15 protein-coding genes and 2 pseudogenes are annotated in these 15,040 nt (G+C 69.3%); 9 read left to right on the top strand and 8 right to left on the bottom strand.

Annotated features, from left to right (window positions below; all coding sequences use genetic code 11):
* Nucleotides 1-15 precede the first annotated feature (15 nt).
* The 4 genes from AB0D57_RS37155 (at nt 16) to AB0D57_RS37170 (ending at nt 3,734) form a co-directional block, all read left to right on the top strand.
* Nucleotides 16-696, top strand: a complete 681-nt coding sequence (locus AB0D57_RS37155) for a hypothetical protein (RefSeq protein ID WP_362083817.1) — start codon at nt 16-18, stop codon at nt 694-696.
* Nucleotides 696-854: a hypothetical protein gene (locus AB0D57_RS37160; RefSeq protein WP_362083820.1), complete on the top strand. Its 159-nt coding sequence runs from the start codon at nt 696-698 to the stop codon at nt 852-854. The genes AB0D57_RS37155 and AB0D57_RS37160 overlap by 1 nt, the downstream gene beginning before the upstream one ends.
* A gap of 379 nt (nt 855-1,233) precedes the next feature.
* Nucleotides 1,234-2,097: a protein phosphatase 2C domain-containing protein gene (locus AB0D57_RS37165; RefSeq protein ID WP_362083823.1), complete on the top strand. Its 864-nt coding sequence runs from the start codon at nt 1,234-1,236 to the stop codon at nt 2,095-2,097.
* Nucleotides 2,094-3,734 (top strand): hypothetical protein, encoded by a 1,641-nt coding sequence (locus tag AB0D57_RS37170; protein WP_362083826.1) that lies wholly within the window; start codon nt 2,094-2,096, stop codon nt 3,732-3,734. Before AB0D57_RS37165 ends, AB0D57_RS37170 begins: the two co-directional genes overlap by 4 nt.
* Nucleotides 3,735-3,923: 189 nt before the next feature.
* Here the strand turns inward: AB0D57_RS37170 and AB0D57_RS37175 are convergent, their stop codons facing one another.
* The 3 genes and pseudogenes from AB0D57_RS37175 to AB0D57_RS37185 form a co-directional block, all read right to left on the bottom strand.
* The gene (locus AB0D57_RS37175; protein WP_362083829.1) at nt 3,924-4,649 is read right to left on the bottom strand and encodes a Crp/Fnr family transcriptional regulator; all 726 of its coding nucleotides are present in this window, start codon (nt 4,647-4,649) and stop codon (nt 3,924-3,926) included.
* Nucleotides 4,650-4,676: 27 nt separating this feature from the next.
* Complete coding sequence (locus tag AB0D57_RS37180) at nt 4,677-5,195, bottom strand: Pycsar system effector family protein (RefSeq protein ID WP_362083832.1); 519 nt, start codon at nt 5,193-5,195, stop codon at nt 4,677-4,679.
* Nucleotides 5,196-5,253: 58 nt separating this feature from the next.
* Nucleotides 5,254-5,460 (bottom strand): annotated as a pseudogene (locus tag AB0D57_RS37185) (MerR family transcriptional regulator); the annotation flags it as partial.
* Between the two features lie 321 nt (nt 5,461-5,781).
* Here AB0D57_RS37185 and AB0D57_RS37190 point away from each other — a divergent pair.
* The 4 genes from AB0D57_RS37190 (at nt 5,782) to AB0D57_RS37205 (ending at nt 9,429) form a co-directional block, all read left to right on the top strand.
* Complete coding sequence (locus tag AB0D57_RS37190) at nt 5,782-6,348, top strand: Uma2 family endonuclease (protein WP_362083835.1); 567 nt, start codon at nt 5,782-5,784, stop codon at nt 6,346-6,348.
* 528 nt (nt 6,349-6,876) lie between these two features.
* On the top strand, nt 6,877-7,743 hold the full coding sequence (locus AB0D57_RS37195; protein WP_362083838.1) for a hypothetical protein: 867 nt from the start codon (nt 6,877-6,879) through the stop codon (nt 7,741-7,743).
* A gap of 110 nt (nt 7,744-7,853) precedes the next feature.
* On the top strand, nt 7,854-8,630 hold the full coding sequence (locus AB0D57_RS37200) for a calcium-binding protein (protein WP_362083841.1): 777 nt from the start codon (nt 7,854-7,856) through the stop codon (nt 8,628-8,630).
* Nucleotides 8,631-8,907: 277 nt separating this feature from the next.
* The gene (locus tag AB0D57_RS37205) at nt 8,908-9,429 is read left to right on the top strand and encodes an SMI1/KNR4 family protein (protein WP_362083844.1); all 522 of its coding nucleotides are present in this window, start codon (nt 8,908-8,910) and stop codon (nt 9,427-9,429) included.
* Nucleotides 9,430-9,582: 153 nt separating this feature from the next.
* On the opposite strand, the pseudogene AB0D57_RS37210 reads toward AB0D57_RS37205, so the two are convergent.
* From AB0D57_RS37210 to AB0D57_RS37220, 3 genes and pseudogenes are all read right to left on the bottom strand, one after another.
* Nucleotides 9,583-9,883 (bottom strand): annotated as a pseudogene (locus AB0D57_RS37210) (ferritin-like domain-containing protein); the annotation flags it as partial.
* 112 nt (nt 9,884-9,995) lie between these two features.
* Complete coding sequence (locus AB0D57_RS37215; RefSeq protein ID WP_362083847.1) at nt 9,996-10,853, bottom strand: hypothetical protein; 858 nt, start codon at nt 10,851-10,853, stop codon at nt 9,996-9,998.
* Between the two features lie 156 nt (nt 10,854-11,009).
* Nucleotides 11,010-11,462: a hypothetical protein gene (locus tag AB0D57_RS37220; RefSeq protein ID WP_362083850.1), complete on the bottom strand. Its 453-nt coding sequence runs from the start codon at nt 11,460-11,462 to the stop codon at nt 11,010-11,012.
* A 275-nt stretch (nt 11,463-11,737) separates the two neighbouring features.
* On the opposite strand from AB0D57_RS37220, the gene AB0D57_RS37225 reads away from it, so the two are divergent.
* The gene (locus AB0D57_RS37225; RefSeq protein WP_362083853.1) at nt 11,738-12,856 is read left to right on the top strand and encodes a DUF4037 domain-containing protein; all 1,119 of its coding nucleotides are present in this window, start codon (nt 11,738-11,740) and stop codon (nt 12,854-12,856) included.
* 311 nt (nt 12,857-13,167) lie between these two features.
* On the opposite strand, the gene AB0D57_RS37230 is transcribed toward AB0D57_RS37225, so the two are convergent.
* Nucleotides 13,168-14,130 (bottom strand): nitronate monooxygenase, encoded by a 963-nt coding sequence (locus tag AB0D57_RS37230; RefSeq protein WP_362083856.1) that lies wholly within the window; start codon nt 14,128-14,130, stop codon nt 13,168-13,170.
* Nucleotides 14,131-14,239: 109 nt separating this feature from the next.
* A complete protein-coding gene (locus AB0D57_RS37235) occupies nt 14,240-14,887 on the bottom strand; it encodes a PhzF family phenazine biosynthesis protein (protein WP_362083859.1) in 648 nt (215 codons plus the stop codon).
* Nucleotides 14,888-15,040: the final 153 nt, after the last annotated feature.

Below are 15,040 nucleotides of genomic sequence, written 5' to 3' on the forward strand. Positions count from 1 at the left end.
AGGGGGAGAACTGGGATGGCCGAGACGCTTGGGCAGTTGCTGCCGGTGTACGTCCTCGCCGACGAATCGGGCTCCATGTCGAGCTACGTCGGCGACCTCAACGAAGGAATGAAGTCGTTGCACGTCGCGCTCCTGGGGGAGCCGATGGCCGCCGCCAAGGTGCGTTTCTCCGTGTTGGGCTTCTCCAACAGCGTCGTGGAACACCTGGTGCTGGCCGATCTGAGGAGCGAGAACGAACTGCCACGGCTGTCGGCCAGCGGCGGCACGAACTACGACGCGGCGTTCGCCGCGCTGCTGGAGCGCATCCCGCAGGACGTACAGACGCTCAAGTCCCAGGGGTACAAGGTGCTGCGCCCCGCGGTCTTCTTCCTCAGCGACGGCCAGCCGACCTGCGGCGAGGAGTGGCGCCAGACGCACAGCCGGCTGACCGACCGCAAGGTGACCGGCGCGGCGCCCAACGTCATCGCCTTCGGGATTGGCGGGGCGCGGGCCGAGACGATCCTGGCCGTGGCGACCGAGCAGAAGTTCGCGTTCATATCGATCCCCGGTGCCCAGCTCGGCGACGCGATCGCCAAGTTCTTCACCGCGCTCACCAAGAGCGTGGTCGAGTCGGCCAACGCCCTGGCCGCCGGCCAGCAGGCCGAGCTGGCGGTGGAGAAGCCGGAGGGCTTCCGCCTCGCGATCGACGAGGTCTGATGGTGGACAAGTGGTTGCCCTTCCGGTGGAACAAGAGCCGGGAAGACGAGCAGCGGGACACGCCCGAGTCGCCGGACGCCGGCACGGCCGGGGCCGCCGACCAGCGGCTTCCCGACCCGCGCCAGGCCGAGGCCCGGCACACGTCCGCGCCAGCGTGAGGGTGGTACGGCACCGCTCCCCGGGCACGTCTCCGAGTACGTGGTGCCCGAGTACCGGGTCGAGCATTACGTTGTACGTGAATACAACGGGCCGGCCTTGGAGCCCCCGCCTTCCCCCGACCCCGGACAGCGATCGGCTCCGCCCCGGCGGCAGGGCGGCGACCAGGTCCACGGCATGGAACTGCAGGGTGCGCAGGATCCGCGCGTCGCTCCGCCGCAGCACCCCCCGGCACCGAGGCACGCGCCTCCCGATGCGCAGGCCGGAGTTCCGCCGCAGCACGGCTCGACACCGCGGCACGCGGCACCGGGGAGGCCGGAGCCCGGGGCCGACAGTTCCGCACCGGACTCCCGGCGCGGCACGAACCGGTACCGGCGGGTCGTGCTGGGGAAGCCCGCTGCCCACGTGGAGCCCAAGCCGCCGCCCGGCGATCCCTATCGGCCGGACACCCTCTTCGACGGGTGGTCGACCCCGGAGCTGACCGTGCGGCTGGCCTCCGTACGAGGGGACCAGCACCGTTTCGACGGGCGGCCGCGGCAGGACGACGTGGTCGTCGCCTGGCACGAACCGTCGGCCACGGTCGTCTTCGCCGTGGCCGACGGTGTCTCGGCGGCCGCGCAGTCGCACGTGGGCGCCGCGCTGGTCTGCCGCACGGCGGTCAACGACCTGCTGGTGCAGCTGGGTGAGGACAGGCCGGGCCCCGACTGGACCCGGGTGCTGCAGGCGGCCCGGTATCAGCTGCTCATGCGGGTGGCCCGCGGCCGGGAACCGGACGAGGGCGACCTGGCGGAGGCGAACCGGACCCTGGCGACGACCTTGGTGGCGGGCACGGTCGCACCGGCCGAGGGCGGCGGGATGCACGTCACGCTGGCGCGCGCCGGGGACTCCTCGGCGTGGTGCCTGCAGCAGGGCCGGTTCAACCCGCTGCTGAGAGACAAGAACAGCGGCCCCGGCGAGATCACCAGCAACGCGGTGGTCGCGCTGCCGCGCCTGTCGACCCGTTCCCGCCCGCTGTCGTACACCCTGCCCGCCGACGGCGTCCTGCTGGTCGGCACCGACGGTTTCGGTGATCCGCTCGGCGACGGCTCCGGCATAGTGGGCGAGCTGTTCGCGGAGCTGGCGGTGCGCCCGCCCGAGCCGCGGGTTCTCGCCCATCTGCTGGACTTCTCCCGGGAGACCTTCGACGACGACCGCACGCTGCTCGCCGTCTGGCCCCGGCACCGGCTCTCCGGCGGGGCACCGTGACCGGGTCCGGGGCGGCGCGGATCGCCCGTTCGGATCTGGTGCTGGGCACGGCGTTGGGAGGCGGTGGGCAGGGCAAGGTCTGGGCGGTCGAGAAGCGGCTGGTCAACAGGAAATGGCCGGTGGCGTACAAGGAGTACAAGCCGGACTCCCAGGGGCAGTTGCGGATCGACGCGCTGGAGCGGATGGTCGCCTTCCTGCCCGAGCAGCCGCTCGCGGTCGGGCAGTGGCTGGCCGAGCACGCCGCCTGGCCCGCGGCGCTGGTGACCGAGGGGTCGCAGGTTCGCGGCTTTCTGATGCGGCAGATCCCGGACGAGTTCTTCATCACCTTGCCGTCGGGCGACAGGAAGGCGGCGGGTTTCGAGTTCCTGCTCAACTCGCTGTCCTACGTGAACATGATGGTGGGGAACGTGACGCCTCGCCAGGTCTTCGGTCTGTTGCTCTCCTTCGCCGACACCCTGGAACGGCTGCACGGCCTCGGTGTGGTGGCCGGCGACCTCTCCCCGAAGAACCTGCTGTTCTCGCTGTCCGGGCCGCGGCCCAGCTGCTTCCTCATCGACTGCGACGCCATGGGACTGCGCGGCGACTGGGTGCTTAAGCCCGTGCAGACACCCGGCTGGCAGCTGCCCGACGGCGAGGCGCCGGAGACACCGGAAGGTGACCGCTACAAGTTCGCGCTGCTCGCGGTGCGGCTCTTCCTGCACGAGCAGCACGGCAAGGACGCCGCCGCGCTGCGGCGGATGGACGGTGCCGTGGCCGACCTGGCCGAGCGTGGCCTGAGCCGGACGCCCACCGACCGGCCCGCCCTCAGTGACTGGCTCGACCCCCTGCGGCGCGCCTTCGACAGCGCCCCCGAGACCTGGCCGGCCGCCGCGCCGACGGCCGGTCCGGGCCTGTTCGGTACGGCCACCGGCAGCACGCGTCCCGGGGGTTCGCGTCCCGCCGGCCCGCGAGGGACCACGGTTGGCGGCCAGGTGCCCCCGCAGACCTCCGGCCCGTTCCCCTCCGGCCCCTTCAACCCTCCCCGCAGCACACCCCAGCGCGCGCCCTCGTCGGGACGGGCGGGTGCCGTCGCGTTCTGGATCGTGCTGGCGATCATCGCGCTGATCGTCTGGCAGATCGCGACGCACAGTGGCTCCGGGAGCAGCGGTGGCAGCAGCGACAGCACGGGCCAGCCCGGGATCGGGTCCACGGACACGCGCGCGGAGCAGGCGACAGCGCTGCACACGCTCCTGGCGCAGAACGCCGACCGGCGCCGCGGGGTCTCCGACGCCGTGCAGTCGATGATGAACTGCAGCGACCTCCAGGAGAACCGGCAGGTCTTCGAGGACGCGGCCGACGCACGGGCCGGCCTCGTCGAGAAACTGGACGCGCTTACCCTCGACCAGCTGGCCGACGACCTGGCGCCGGACCTGCACAACGCCTGGCAGAGCTCGGAGGAGGCCGACCGGGCCTACGTGCGGGTGGTCGACGACGTGTCGGGCGACTGCTCGACCTCCGCCGTGACCGGATCGAGCGCCTGGCAGGACGCGGTTTCGGCGAGCGCCGACGCCACGGCGGCGAAGAAGGACTTCGTCGCCGTATGGAACCCCGTCGCGCGGGAGTTCGGGCTGGAGACGTTCGCCTGGTCCGATCTGTGAACCACTGCCCGGCCCCACTCACGAGCCCCCCGAACCGCTCCGCGGATCCCGGCCGGCCCTTTCACCCGCGCACCCTGGGCCGGACCGTAGCGGCCGCCTGCATCGGGGCGGTCGGGGCGGTGCCGTCCGCGGGCCGCGGTGCCGCGAACTCCGGTCGGTCGCGCCACCTGTTGTCCCGGGCCTGCGCCGTCACCTCCCGGTCGGCCCACCCTCTCGCACCCGCTTCAACGCATCCGCGTTGTGGACGGTCACATGAGTGCGTCCGGTCGTCACCCACCCCTCGGCCCGCCATTGCTCCAGGACCCGGCTGACGGTTCTGCGGGAGCCGAGTACCAGGCCGGCGAAGTCGTCCTGGGAGAGCGGCAGACCGATGTCCACGACCCCGGAGGCGTTGCGCCGGCCGTGGCTGGCGGCGAGGTCGAGCAGCAGGCCGGCCAGGCGCGCGGCGAGCGGATCAGCGCCGACCAGGGTGCGCTGCCGGTCGGCGTCCCGCAGCCGCGCGGAGAGCACCTGGCGGACGGCGCCGGTGATGACGGGATGGTCTTGGGCCGCCGCCCGGAACGCCTCGGCGGGTATCACCAGGGCGTGGACCGGAATGAGGGCGGTGAGCGTCGCCGATCTGGGCCCGCCGTCCAGCCCGGCCTGTTCGCCGAGCAGGTCGCCGGGGCCGCGCAGGGCCAGCACCGCCTGGTAACCGGCGGCGGCAACCGTGGTGACCTTGACGCAGCCACGGCCCAGGACGAGGAGATGGTCGCTGAACTCGTCCTGCCGCAGCAGGTGTTCCCGAGGAGTGAACGCGGTCACCTTGCCCGCCTCGCGCAGTGTCCGCTGGGCCGCGGCGTCCAGCAGGTTCCAGAACGGAGTCCGGCTGGGCCCGTGTCCGAGCGGGCCGCTCTCTCGGAAATCCGCGGTCATCCCTGCCCTTTCCGCCTCACCGCGCCGTCAGCCGGTGAGGCCCGCGACCGCTATCAGCACGCAGCCGCCCACCGCGGTGAGCAGTGACTGCCGTACGAGCCGCTGTTTGATCCACACGATGCGGCTCATGTCGACCAACTGGCGGGTCAGCGCGGGCAGCGGGGTGTGCTGGCCGAGGCGGTCGGCGAGCTCCTCCGGGCTCCAGTGCCGTAGGTGGCCGTAGAAGATGAAGTCGTCGACGTGGTCCGAGCGTACGCGGCCCGCACGGTTGTGGCGGGGCAGAACGGCGAGGACCGCGAGCACGGCGGAGAGGGCGAGCAGTGTCAGGCCCGTCCACAGGGCCGTCTTCGGCAGGGCGCCCGAGACGCTGCCGAGCCGGTGCCCGGAGCCGGACAGCGCGGCCACACCCGCGAGGGCCGCGGACTCCATCGCCAGGGCGAAGGAGGCCTTGGCGTCCACGGTGCGGGTCCACTCGGCGAGTACGGAGTGCACTTGCCAGGCAATCTTGGTCGCTTCCTCGCGGGTCACCGGCTCACCCTCGGACACGGGACGCACCCCTCCTCGTGGTTGGCGGACGTGTGCGCCGGGCCGGCGCAGGAGGACGTTACCCATCCGCCTGCTTCCGCAACCTCCGGTCCAACGCTGGTGAAAGCTCCGCCTGGACCACGCTGCGGGCCTGCGGGCGCAGGCGGTGAAGGTTCTCCTCGGGACCGTGGCGGAGGATCAGTTCCGTGAACATGTCGGCCAGGGCGTCGATGTGTTCGCGAACGCGGGCCCCCGCCTCCAGGACCTCGGCTAGGGGGATGCCCTCGGGGCCGGGACCTCTTGGTAGCAACTGCGGTGTCGAAGCCCAGTCGCGCCAAGGGGGATCTTGCCATGCCCGTTGTACGCCCCTGTCGCCCCTGCCGTTGCCCCGAACGGGCAAGCTGGCTGCCCGTGCCTGGCCTGCCGGTTTGAGCCACGGCCCTGATGACCGGTCCACCACGCCGGTTCCTGACTGTCGTGGGCTCACTGGTCGGATGCCGGCCGACGGGGAGCGGGCGTGAGCGAGATCAGCGTGCTGGACGTGTGGCAGACAGTACGCTGAATCCAGCGGGATCGGGCCCGCAGCACAGTGTCCGGGAGGTGCTTCATGACGGCCGAGATGGTGGCCCCCGCGTGGATGCATGAGCAGATCACCGCTGAGGAGTACGAGTCCTGGTCCGAGGAGCAGTGCGCCGGCATCGAGATCGTGGACGGGATGGTCGTCGTGAGTCCGAGTGCGTCCAAGCGGCACAACCGGCTGGCCCGGATTCTGGCGAACGCCCTGGATGCCGCCGCGGGCCCGGAGTGGAACGCCGACACGGACTTCGACGTCCGGCTTCAGGACGTCCCGCTCACCAATCGCCGCCCGGACGTCGTCGTGTACCGCGCAGACACGATCGACCTCACCCCCACCCGCCCTGAGCACGTGCTGCTGGTCGCGGAGGTGGTGTCGCCAGGCTCGGAGACCACCGACCGGATCGTGAAGGTCGACCAGTACGCCAAGTCAGGCATCGGCTTCTACTGGCGGATCGAGCAGGCCGCGACAGGCGTTCCTCTCGTGTACACCTACGTTCTCGACCCCGCGACGAAGACCTACCGGGACGGAGATGTGTTCACGGGCGTCCTCAAGGTAGCGGCCCCCTTCCCGGTGGAGATCGACCTCGGCCAGATCTGACCCACGCGCTGCTCAGCAGCCGGCAGCGCGTGAGCGATGCGTGAGCGGACAGCCTGATACAGGGCGGCATGAGCCGGATCAAGTGGCTCGCCGTGCGGTTCTGACCAGGGGAAACAGCACCGCACGGCAGTGCCGGGCACCCCCCGACAAGAATTCGATCCCACTCCTAAAGCGGGTGCCGCAGGTTCGAATCCTGCCGGGGGCACAGACAGAAGGGCCAGCTCAGGAGGGGTTTCCTCCCGGACTGGCCCTTTGTCGTTTCCGGCGCTGGTGCCCGCCCTGTGCGGTGTACGAGGCATCTGGCGAACGGGACTTCTGAGGCCACTGTGATGTTTGCTGAAGCTTCTGCGCTTCTCTAATGAGGCTCGACGACCTCACTCATAGTCACGCTTCGTCCGACTTGGCCCTCAAAGGCACATGAGTCGCACGTCGGATCGGCCAAGATCGAAATACTCCCTTGGGGCAACCTTGACGAGAAGTGCCATGCCGAAACGCATACTGGCCCGGACAGTGGGCGCCGTCGCGGCGATGACGGTCGCGCTCACGGCCGCGCCGCTGGCGGACACTGCGCAGGCCTACAGCTCAACATCGGGAACGCTGAGCTTCAGCGGCGATTCGGGTGAGCCCATTTCAGGCGGTCAGTCGTATGAGTACACGGCTGGAGCAGTCCAGATGTTCGACGTCCAGGGCAGCACGGACGAGAACAGCCTGACCGTCGCAATAGATGCGGACCAAGGCACGCTCTGGCGTCTCAACGTCGCCGCGCCCGAGGGGCAGAAGCTGACTGAGGGCACCACGTACACCGGGGCGAAGCAATGGCCCGACGCCCAGCCGGGGGATCCGGAACTTGTGTTCAGCGGGACCGACAACGGGACCGACAAATGGTGTAACACCAACTCCGGCTCCTTCACGATCGAGCACATCGCGTTCGGCCCCTACCGCTACGTCCATGAACTCGACGCCACCTTCGAGCAGTACTGCAACGGATCAACGGTGCCTCTGCACGGCACGGTTCACGCGGTCATGCCCGAACCTCCGCTTGAACTCGCCATGGGGATGAACACCAACCCCGAGGGCACGGTGGACGTCCCAGAGGGTCAGATCACCGTCGGTGGCACCGTGACGTGCAACAAGCCTGCGAGCGTCTCGCTCGTCGGCCAAGTCTTCCAGATCCAGAAGAAGGGGACGCCGGGCACGTCCTATGAGACAACCGTGGCCTGCACCCCGGGCTCACCCGTCCCATGGTCTATCAGCCTCACCAGCCAGGAACCTGGCACCTCGTTCCAGCCTGGCCCCGCAACGATGCGCAGCAGGGCCCGAGCAAATGACCGGGACTACCCGGTGACTGCCGACACCGGACAGCAGGAGTCGGAGGTCGGGCTCTCCAAGTCCTGACCCAAGGTGGCCGCAAGATCAGCTGACATAACTGGTTTGCAGCTGGCCCCTCATCCTGCCCGCCGTGTCATGTATCCGGCGGGCGCGTCCTCTTCACTGTAGGGAGATTCATGCGCAAGCGCGCAACCTTCGCTGTGCTCACCGCCGCCACCGCGCTGGGCGGATTCACCAGCCCTGCCGCGTACGCGGACGAGACCGTCGGCGACATCCAGATCACCACCGTCTCCGTCAACGGCGGTAAAGGCATCGCTGTCGGCCTCGCCGACAAGACGGTCACGGTTTCGGTGACCGCCACCGATCCGTCGGGCATCTGGGACGCGGACTTCTACCTGTGGCGCGGAACGGATCCCAACAACCCCGACGTCTACATCACGCCGAATGAGGACACCACCCCCGCGGACTGCGTAGCCTCCAGCGCGACCACGTCCACCTGCTCGAAGACCTTCACCTTCGAACCGGACTGGTGGCTCATCAACACCGACGCCGGGACCTGGAAGGTCGGAGTCGACGTATGGGCCAACGACGACAGCTGGACCCAGCGGGACGCCTACACGACCACCCGCATCCAGCGGTACTCGAAACTGACCGTCAACGCCGGCCCGGAACCGATAGCCAAGGGCAAGACCCTCAAGATCACCGGCAAGCTCACCCGGGCGAACTGGGATACCGATGTGTACGCGGGCTACACCGCGCAGCCGGTCAAGCTCCAGTTCCGCAAGGCGGGCACCAGCACCTACACCACCATCAAGACGGTGAACACCTCCAGCACGGGTGACCTGCAGACCACGACCACCGCGTCCGTGGACGGCTACTGGCGCTGGAACTTCGCCGGCACCTCGACCACCCCTGCCGTTTCGGCGACCGGCGACTACGTCGACGTGCAATAGCACTCGACAGCCAGGCAGAGTCGGTCCGGCTTCGTGCCGGGCCGTCTCCCTTCCGCCCCATCGGCGCTTGATATCTTCCTGCGCCGGCAGTGTCCCGAACTGCCCTACGCGCACACCGTTACGACTGCTGGAGCCTGTCTCCTTGGCCGGTCAGTGACTCGTGGCGGGGCTGGTCAGGTCGTGCTCGTACGGACCCCCGGGGGTCGAGGAGACTTTCTCCTGCACTGCGGTCAACTCCAGGACAGGCATCCGCTCGACGTGCCAGAAGGAATTAGTGGTGGCAACGCTTCCAGAGATCACGGCCCTGTTGGGCGAACCCCGGTTCAACTGGTCGGATCCGGCTCCATGGATCGAACTGGAGCAGGAACTCGGTATCGAATTCCCGGCGGACTTCCGTGAGATCGTGGACGCCTACGGTTCGATCGAGATCAACAGGCAGTTGTATCTGACGCACCCCGCCGGCCATCTGTTGCACAGTCTGGGAGAAGACATCAGGGGGGATCTCGAACTCTGGCGCGAAGAGGACATGGCGGAGTTCCTACCGAGTCCGGCGGGGGCGAACCCCGGGGAACTGATGCCGGTGGCATCGGCCACGACGGGCGAGGCGATTTTCCTTCGCATTCCCGACAACCCCTCGTCGCCCTGGCGCGTCGTGGTCCAGGAGTTCGACAGTCCGGCCTGGACTCTCTACGAGATGACGTTCAGTGAGTGGTTGCTGGCTTACCTCAAGGGCAGGGACGTGACGTTGCGTGCTCGCAACCTCGCGCCTGACGGCCCGGTCTACGAATTCCTGCCCTGAAAATGAACGCGGTGGTATCTCCTGTCACGGTGACAGGAGATACCACCGCGTGAAGATCTACCCGTGATCACCTGGGGCACATTGTTGATCGCATCGCGGGATTCAGTGGTCTGCTGCGATGACGGACAGCGAACTGATCGTTGACCTGCGCGGTCGGGGCAGCTCCACCAGGGAGGTGTGCAGTCGCTCGCAGTGGAACGGGACGTGGCGCTGCTCGTCGGACAGGATCCGCCCCGCCACATCTGCAGTGAGCGAGTCGTCAGTGCCATCGCGCAGGGCCCGGTAATAGCGCAGTGCCACCACTTCCGCGATCATCCGCACCAGCAGTTCCATGCGTAGGCCCATGAGACGCCGCAGCCGTACGAAGACCGCGTCGCTCCAGTGCCCGGTCAATGTCGGTATGCCCCCCGCAGCCAGCAGCCAGCAGCCGGGCAAGTAGGCGGGCATGGTTCTTTCGCGCCCGCATCCGAAGCGAGAAGGGCATCTGCTGGGGGCGGACGCCCGCTCGCAGTCGCAGGTCACGGCAGCCCGTGATCAGTTGTGGGCGTGCTGATCGCGCCCGCCGTCTACGGCCCGCCGTCGAAGAAGCCGGACTTCAGGTCCCCGATGGTGGCGTCGAGTGGATGCCCACTGACGATGAACGGTCCGCTCCAGGGCGCGCTGAGTGCGAAGAGCAACGCCAGGCTCAGCCCGACCACACTCGCAACACCCACGATGAGCAGCGACGTTCGCAGGCTACTGCGGAAGACCAGTGCGCCGGAGTTCACGATCAAAGCCAGTCCGCTGACCACAAGCGTGACGACGTAGAGCGCGGGAACGTCACGCGAGGCAGCCGCAACGCGGGCGCGACGACTACTGGTGAGACCGTCCAGGGCAACCACCAGCTCCGTGCCTGTCGGGGTTCCCACATCGGGCCGGGCCGCCTCGGCGCGCACACTCCGCTCCAGCCGTGCGATCGCGCGAGCGGTGGCCGGGTCGTCACCGGACGCCGCTGCTGCACCCTCCCACTCCCTGGCACGCGTCGTCTGCAAGTAGTCGAGCAGTGCCGCATGGATCGGCTCCGAATGGACTCGCGGACTTGTCGCCGCCCATGCCAGGCGGGAGGCCGCGGCCGCCTCGTCGCTCACCAAGTCCTCGGCCGCGCGCAGGTAGCCGGCCTCGCTGGCCAGTGAGAGTGCCGCAAAGATCGCGAAGGCAGCGCCGAGTGTCGGCATCAGGGGCGTGGCGATCTGCGGCACCCGATCCCGTTCCCCGACCGGTACGAGCGCCCGGACGCCGACCCGCGCCACGGCCGCGACCAGTAGGGCGAGTAAGAGCCCGCCCACAACCAGCACCACCGCCGGCAGCGAGGTCAACCAGTTCACCACATCACCTACAGCGCGGACGTCGAACTCTGTCCAGGAGTCGGATACTTCGATGCCCACCTCGGCTCCGCACCGGCCTCACATCAGATGGGGGCCGGCCGAACCGTCGGGGGCGCACCACACAGAGCGCACACTCGCCGTCGTAGCTGACTGTCATCGGCTGAGGCAAACCCGTCGCCAACTCCTGTTCTCAGGCGTCGGCCTGACCGGGCGGGTTCAGACCCGCTCGCCCGGAAGGTGGCGAGGTACGGAGACCAGCCCGTAGATGACGAGCACGGAGAGTGCCATGGTGGCCAGGGACCAGAGAGGGAACGCGGACAGCAAAATCAGCTGGCCGACCATGCAGGCACCGGCCAGCACGATGCCGCTGATCCGCGCGAATCTCGACCCCATGAAGACGCCCAGACTGGCCAGGACCTGTGCAATGCCTACAAAGATCCACACCCAGCCCCAGAAGTCATAGTTGAAGATGAGGAGCCGGTTACCGTGTTCGAAGGTCGTGGAGTAGTAGCCGTCGTCCAGCAAGGCGACGAAACCGTTGATGATGTCGAACAGACCGCTCAGCATCAGCATGATCCCGGCGAAGGCCACCCAGTGCGACCGCTCGACCGGCGGCCGGTCGGCCGGCCCTGAGCTACCACCGTTCGAAGCGAGAGACTCTGGCTGCATAGACCCCACCACACCCGGCTGCGTGAGACGCCGCAACCAGTGATGAGCCGTTGAGGTAAGGGGGCGGGCTCACGGTCGGTGGCCGCGCTCGCACATGCGAGGGCCTCGGATCGGGCCGCCAGCCCGTGAGTCTGCCGCAACAGAGCTGGAGGCGTTCTCGGCGGAACCGCACTCCTGGTGACTGGACGTCGTACCGGGTGACGGGCGAGAGTCTCGCGGCAACGATGTGAAAATACCTCGCATGCCCCGACACAAAATGGGCACGGCTCCCTGGCATGAGCATCACGAATATGCCGACCTTCATCCCCGGCCTGGAACTGTCCCGCCGCTTCTACACCGACGCGATACGCCCCCTGCTGGAGGAAGCCGCCCCCGGAATCCCCCACTCCGCAGCACGCCTGGGCAGCGGCTCCGAGGTGCTCGGCTTCGACACCCCACGCTCCGCCGACCATGAATGGGGCCCCCGCCTGCAGCTCTTCCTCCGCCGCCGGGACGTCTCCCGGCACGCGGGACGCATCAGACACGTACTCGCCGAGCACCTCCCGAAGACCTTCCACGGCTACCCCACCAACTTCGCCCCCACCGGCGACCGCGACATCCGCGTCATGCAGACCACCGACCGCCCCGTTCACCACCGCGTCGAAGTCACCCACTCCTTGGCCTGGTTCACCCACGTTCTCGGCTTCGCCCCCTCGTCCGACATCACCCTGGCGGACTGGCTCGCCACCCCCACCCAACTCCTCGCCGAAGCCACCGGCGGCGCCGTCTTCCACGACGGCCTCGGTGAGCTCATCCCCTTACGGACGACCCTCCGCTGGTACCCGCACGATGTCTGGCTCCATGTCCTGGCCTGCCAGTGGCAGCGCATATCCCAGGAGGAAGCCTTCGTCGGCCGCTGCGGCGAGGTCGGTGACGAGCTCGGATCCGCCGTGGTCGCCGCCCGCCTCGTGCGCGACCTCATGCGCCTGTGCCTCCTGATGGACCGCCGCTATCCGCCCTACAGCAAGTGGCTCGGCAGCGCATTCGCCCGCACCCCCTGGGGCCCCCGCCTCACGCCCGACCTCACCGCCACCCTCGCCGCCACGGACTGGCGCACCCGCGAGCAGCGTCTTGCGCACGCGTACGAGACGGTCGCGGGCCTGCACAACCAGCTGAACCTGACGGACCGGGTCGACCCCGCCACCCGCTCGTACCACTCCAGGCCCTTCCAGGTCCTGCGCGCCGACCGCTTCACCAAGGCCCTCACGGCCCGTATCACGGACCCGGCCCTGCGCGATCTGCCGCCCGTCGGCTCTGTGGACCAGTTCCTCGACAGCACGGACGTCCTGAGCCGCCCGGAACTGGCCCGCGCGGTGAGCCACGCCGTGCGGAAGCCCACGTCGGAGCGGACCTGACCGGGGCTTTCGTGCCGGCAGCGTACCGTCGCAGCCGGCCAGGGGAGTCGGCGAGAAGTTCGTACGTCCTCCCCGCCGGCGCCGGCCGGCCGCCTCCGTACCGCCGCCCGGCGTAAGGGTCGTGAACAGCCCCGCGCGCCGCGTCCGAGAGACCTGCCGACGCCACCATCTCCCCCTCGGTCGTCACCCGGCTGGGCACGACAGAGCTGGGCGAGGGAAACCGAGCACGCCGCGCTGACCCCGCACTTGGCAACTGGCTCCTTGACCCGTGACGGTGGACACGGGTTCGTGTGTCATGCGGCGAGCGCCGGTCAGCGTCTTCCGGCACGGTCGAGTGCTTCTTCGGCCTGCGCGGCCAGGGTGGCTACAAGGTCGGCTGCGGAGGGCAGGTCGGTGATCAGGTCGACGGCCTCGCCGGCCCACATCGGCAGCGAGGGGATGTTTCCCTGCGCCACGTCGTGCTGGTAGTCCTGCCTGGCCCTGGGGTCCGCTGCGAGTTCGGCTTCCCTGCCCCGCCACTGGTCGAGGTAGCGGTGGCCAAGGGTGCGAGCGGTGTACTTCGACGGCCACCGGGAGCCTCGGGCGATGTCGAGCACCCTGTTGCGCTCGGTGTCGTCGCCATGTCCCTCGACGATCGCCTTGGCGGTCGAGGGATCCACCAGGGCCTCGGTCGTGGCTTGGAAGCGGGTGCCGACGAGCGCCCCCGCGGCGCCCAGCGCCAGGGCCGCCGCGACACCGCGGCCGTCGGCGATCCCGCCGGCCGCCAGTACCGGCACGGGTGCCGCCAGATCCACCACGACCGGCACGAACGGCAAGGTGGAACGCCCTTGCCGGGCCCCATGCCCACCGCTTTCGGTGCCCTGAGCCACGATGACATCGGCCCCCAGGTCGACCGCCCGTTTGGCCTCCTCCAGATCGGTCACCTGAAGGATCAGTACCGTGCCCGCCGCGCGGATGCGCTCAGCGAACGGGCTCGGGTCCCCGAAGGACAACATCACTGCCCTGGGCTGGTGCTCCAGCGCCCGCTCGATCGCGCCGATGTCGATCTGCCAGGTCAGGAAACCGATGCCCCACGGCTTCCCGGCGGCTTCCGCAACGAGCGGCAGCTCGCGGGCCAGCCACTCCGGGTCCCCGTTCGCGGAGCCCAGCATCCCGAGCCCACCGCCGCGAGAAACGGCCGCCGCCAGCGAACCGCCGGCCGATCCGCCCATGGGCGCCAGCGCGATCGGGTGCTGCACACCGAACAACTCCGTGAACCGCGTCGTCAGCGCCATAACCGCCATCGTCCCCCTCGGCGCGCCCCCGCGAACATCGCTCGCTGTGACATTCGCGGCCAGAGAACTCCCCGCTGAGTGGCCGCCGATGGGGAATCCCCGGCGCCCGTCAGCCCCGCAGCAACCGCACCCGGCCCCCCACCTCGACCCATCCCCCGGGCTGCGGCGCCGTAAGGATCTGCGAGCCGGCGCCCTGGACGATGTTCAGCGCGCGCCCGAGGCGTTCCGTCAGCAGCAGGGCCGCCGCTCCCGTGGCCTCGTCCTCCGGGATCCCGTCGTCGCGGCCGGGGAAGCCACGAGCGCGCACCCGACCGGCCGACTCGTCCTCCCAGGCCCAGGCGTACACCCACTCCCCCGACGCCGGCACGGCGAGTGCGTCGACCTCGTCGGCGGACGCGTACTGGCGCAACGTACGCCCCGGCGCCCACTCCGCCCGTGCCTCGATCCAGCTGAACTCCCCGTCCAGCCGCACCCCCACCACCCCGGCGGGGGTGACCAGTTCGGGGATGTCGAGCAGCCAGCCCACCCCGACGCACGGATGCCCGGCGAACGGCAGCCGCAGCGTCGGTGTGTAGATGTCGACGACCCCGCGCTCGGGGTCGTCGACGAACACGGTCTCGCTGAACCCGAGTTTCGCGGCGAACGCCTGTCGTTCGTCGCGATCCGGCATCACCGAGCCCTCGCGCACCACACCGAGCTCGTTGCCATGTCCACCGCCGGGCCCGCAGAAGACACGCAGTACGTCGAAATCAGTCACCCCGGCATTCAAACATCACCGGCGCCGAGACGTCTTCCCAGGCCACGAGGGTGCCACTCGGCTAGGGCCTGTCCGGCGGATCAAGTCGGAGGGAAGCAGTGGTGCCTTGTCGGCGCAGGTGAGCGGGGTCTGGTGCGTCGAGCTGCAAGGCGG

This window comes from Streptomyces sp. NPDC048275 (assembly GCF_040652275.1).
Classification (GTDB): domain Bacteria; phylum Actinomycetota; class Actinomycetes; order Streptomycetales; family Streptomycetaceae; genus Streptomyces.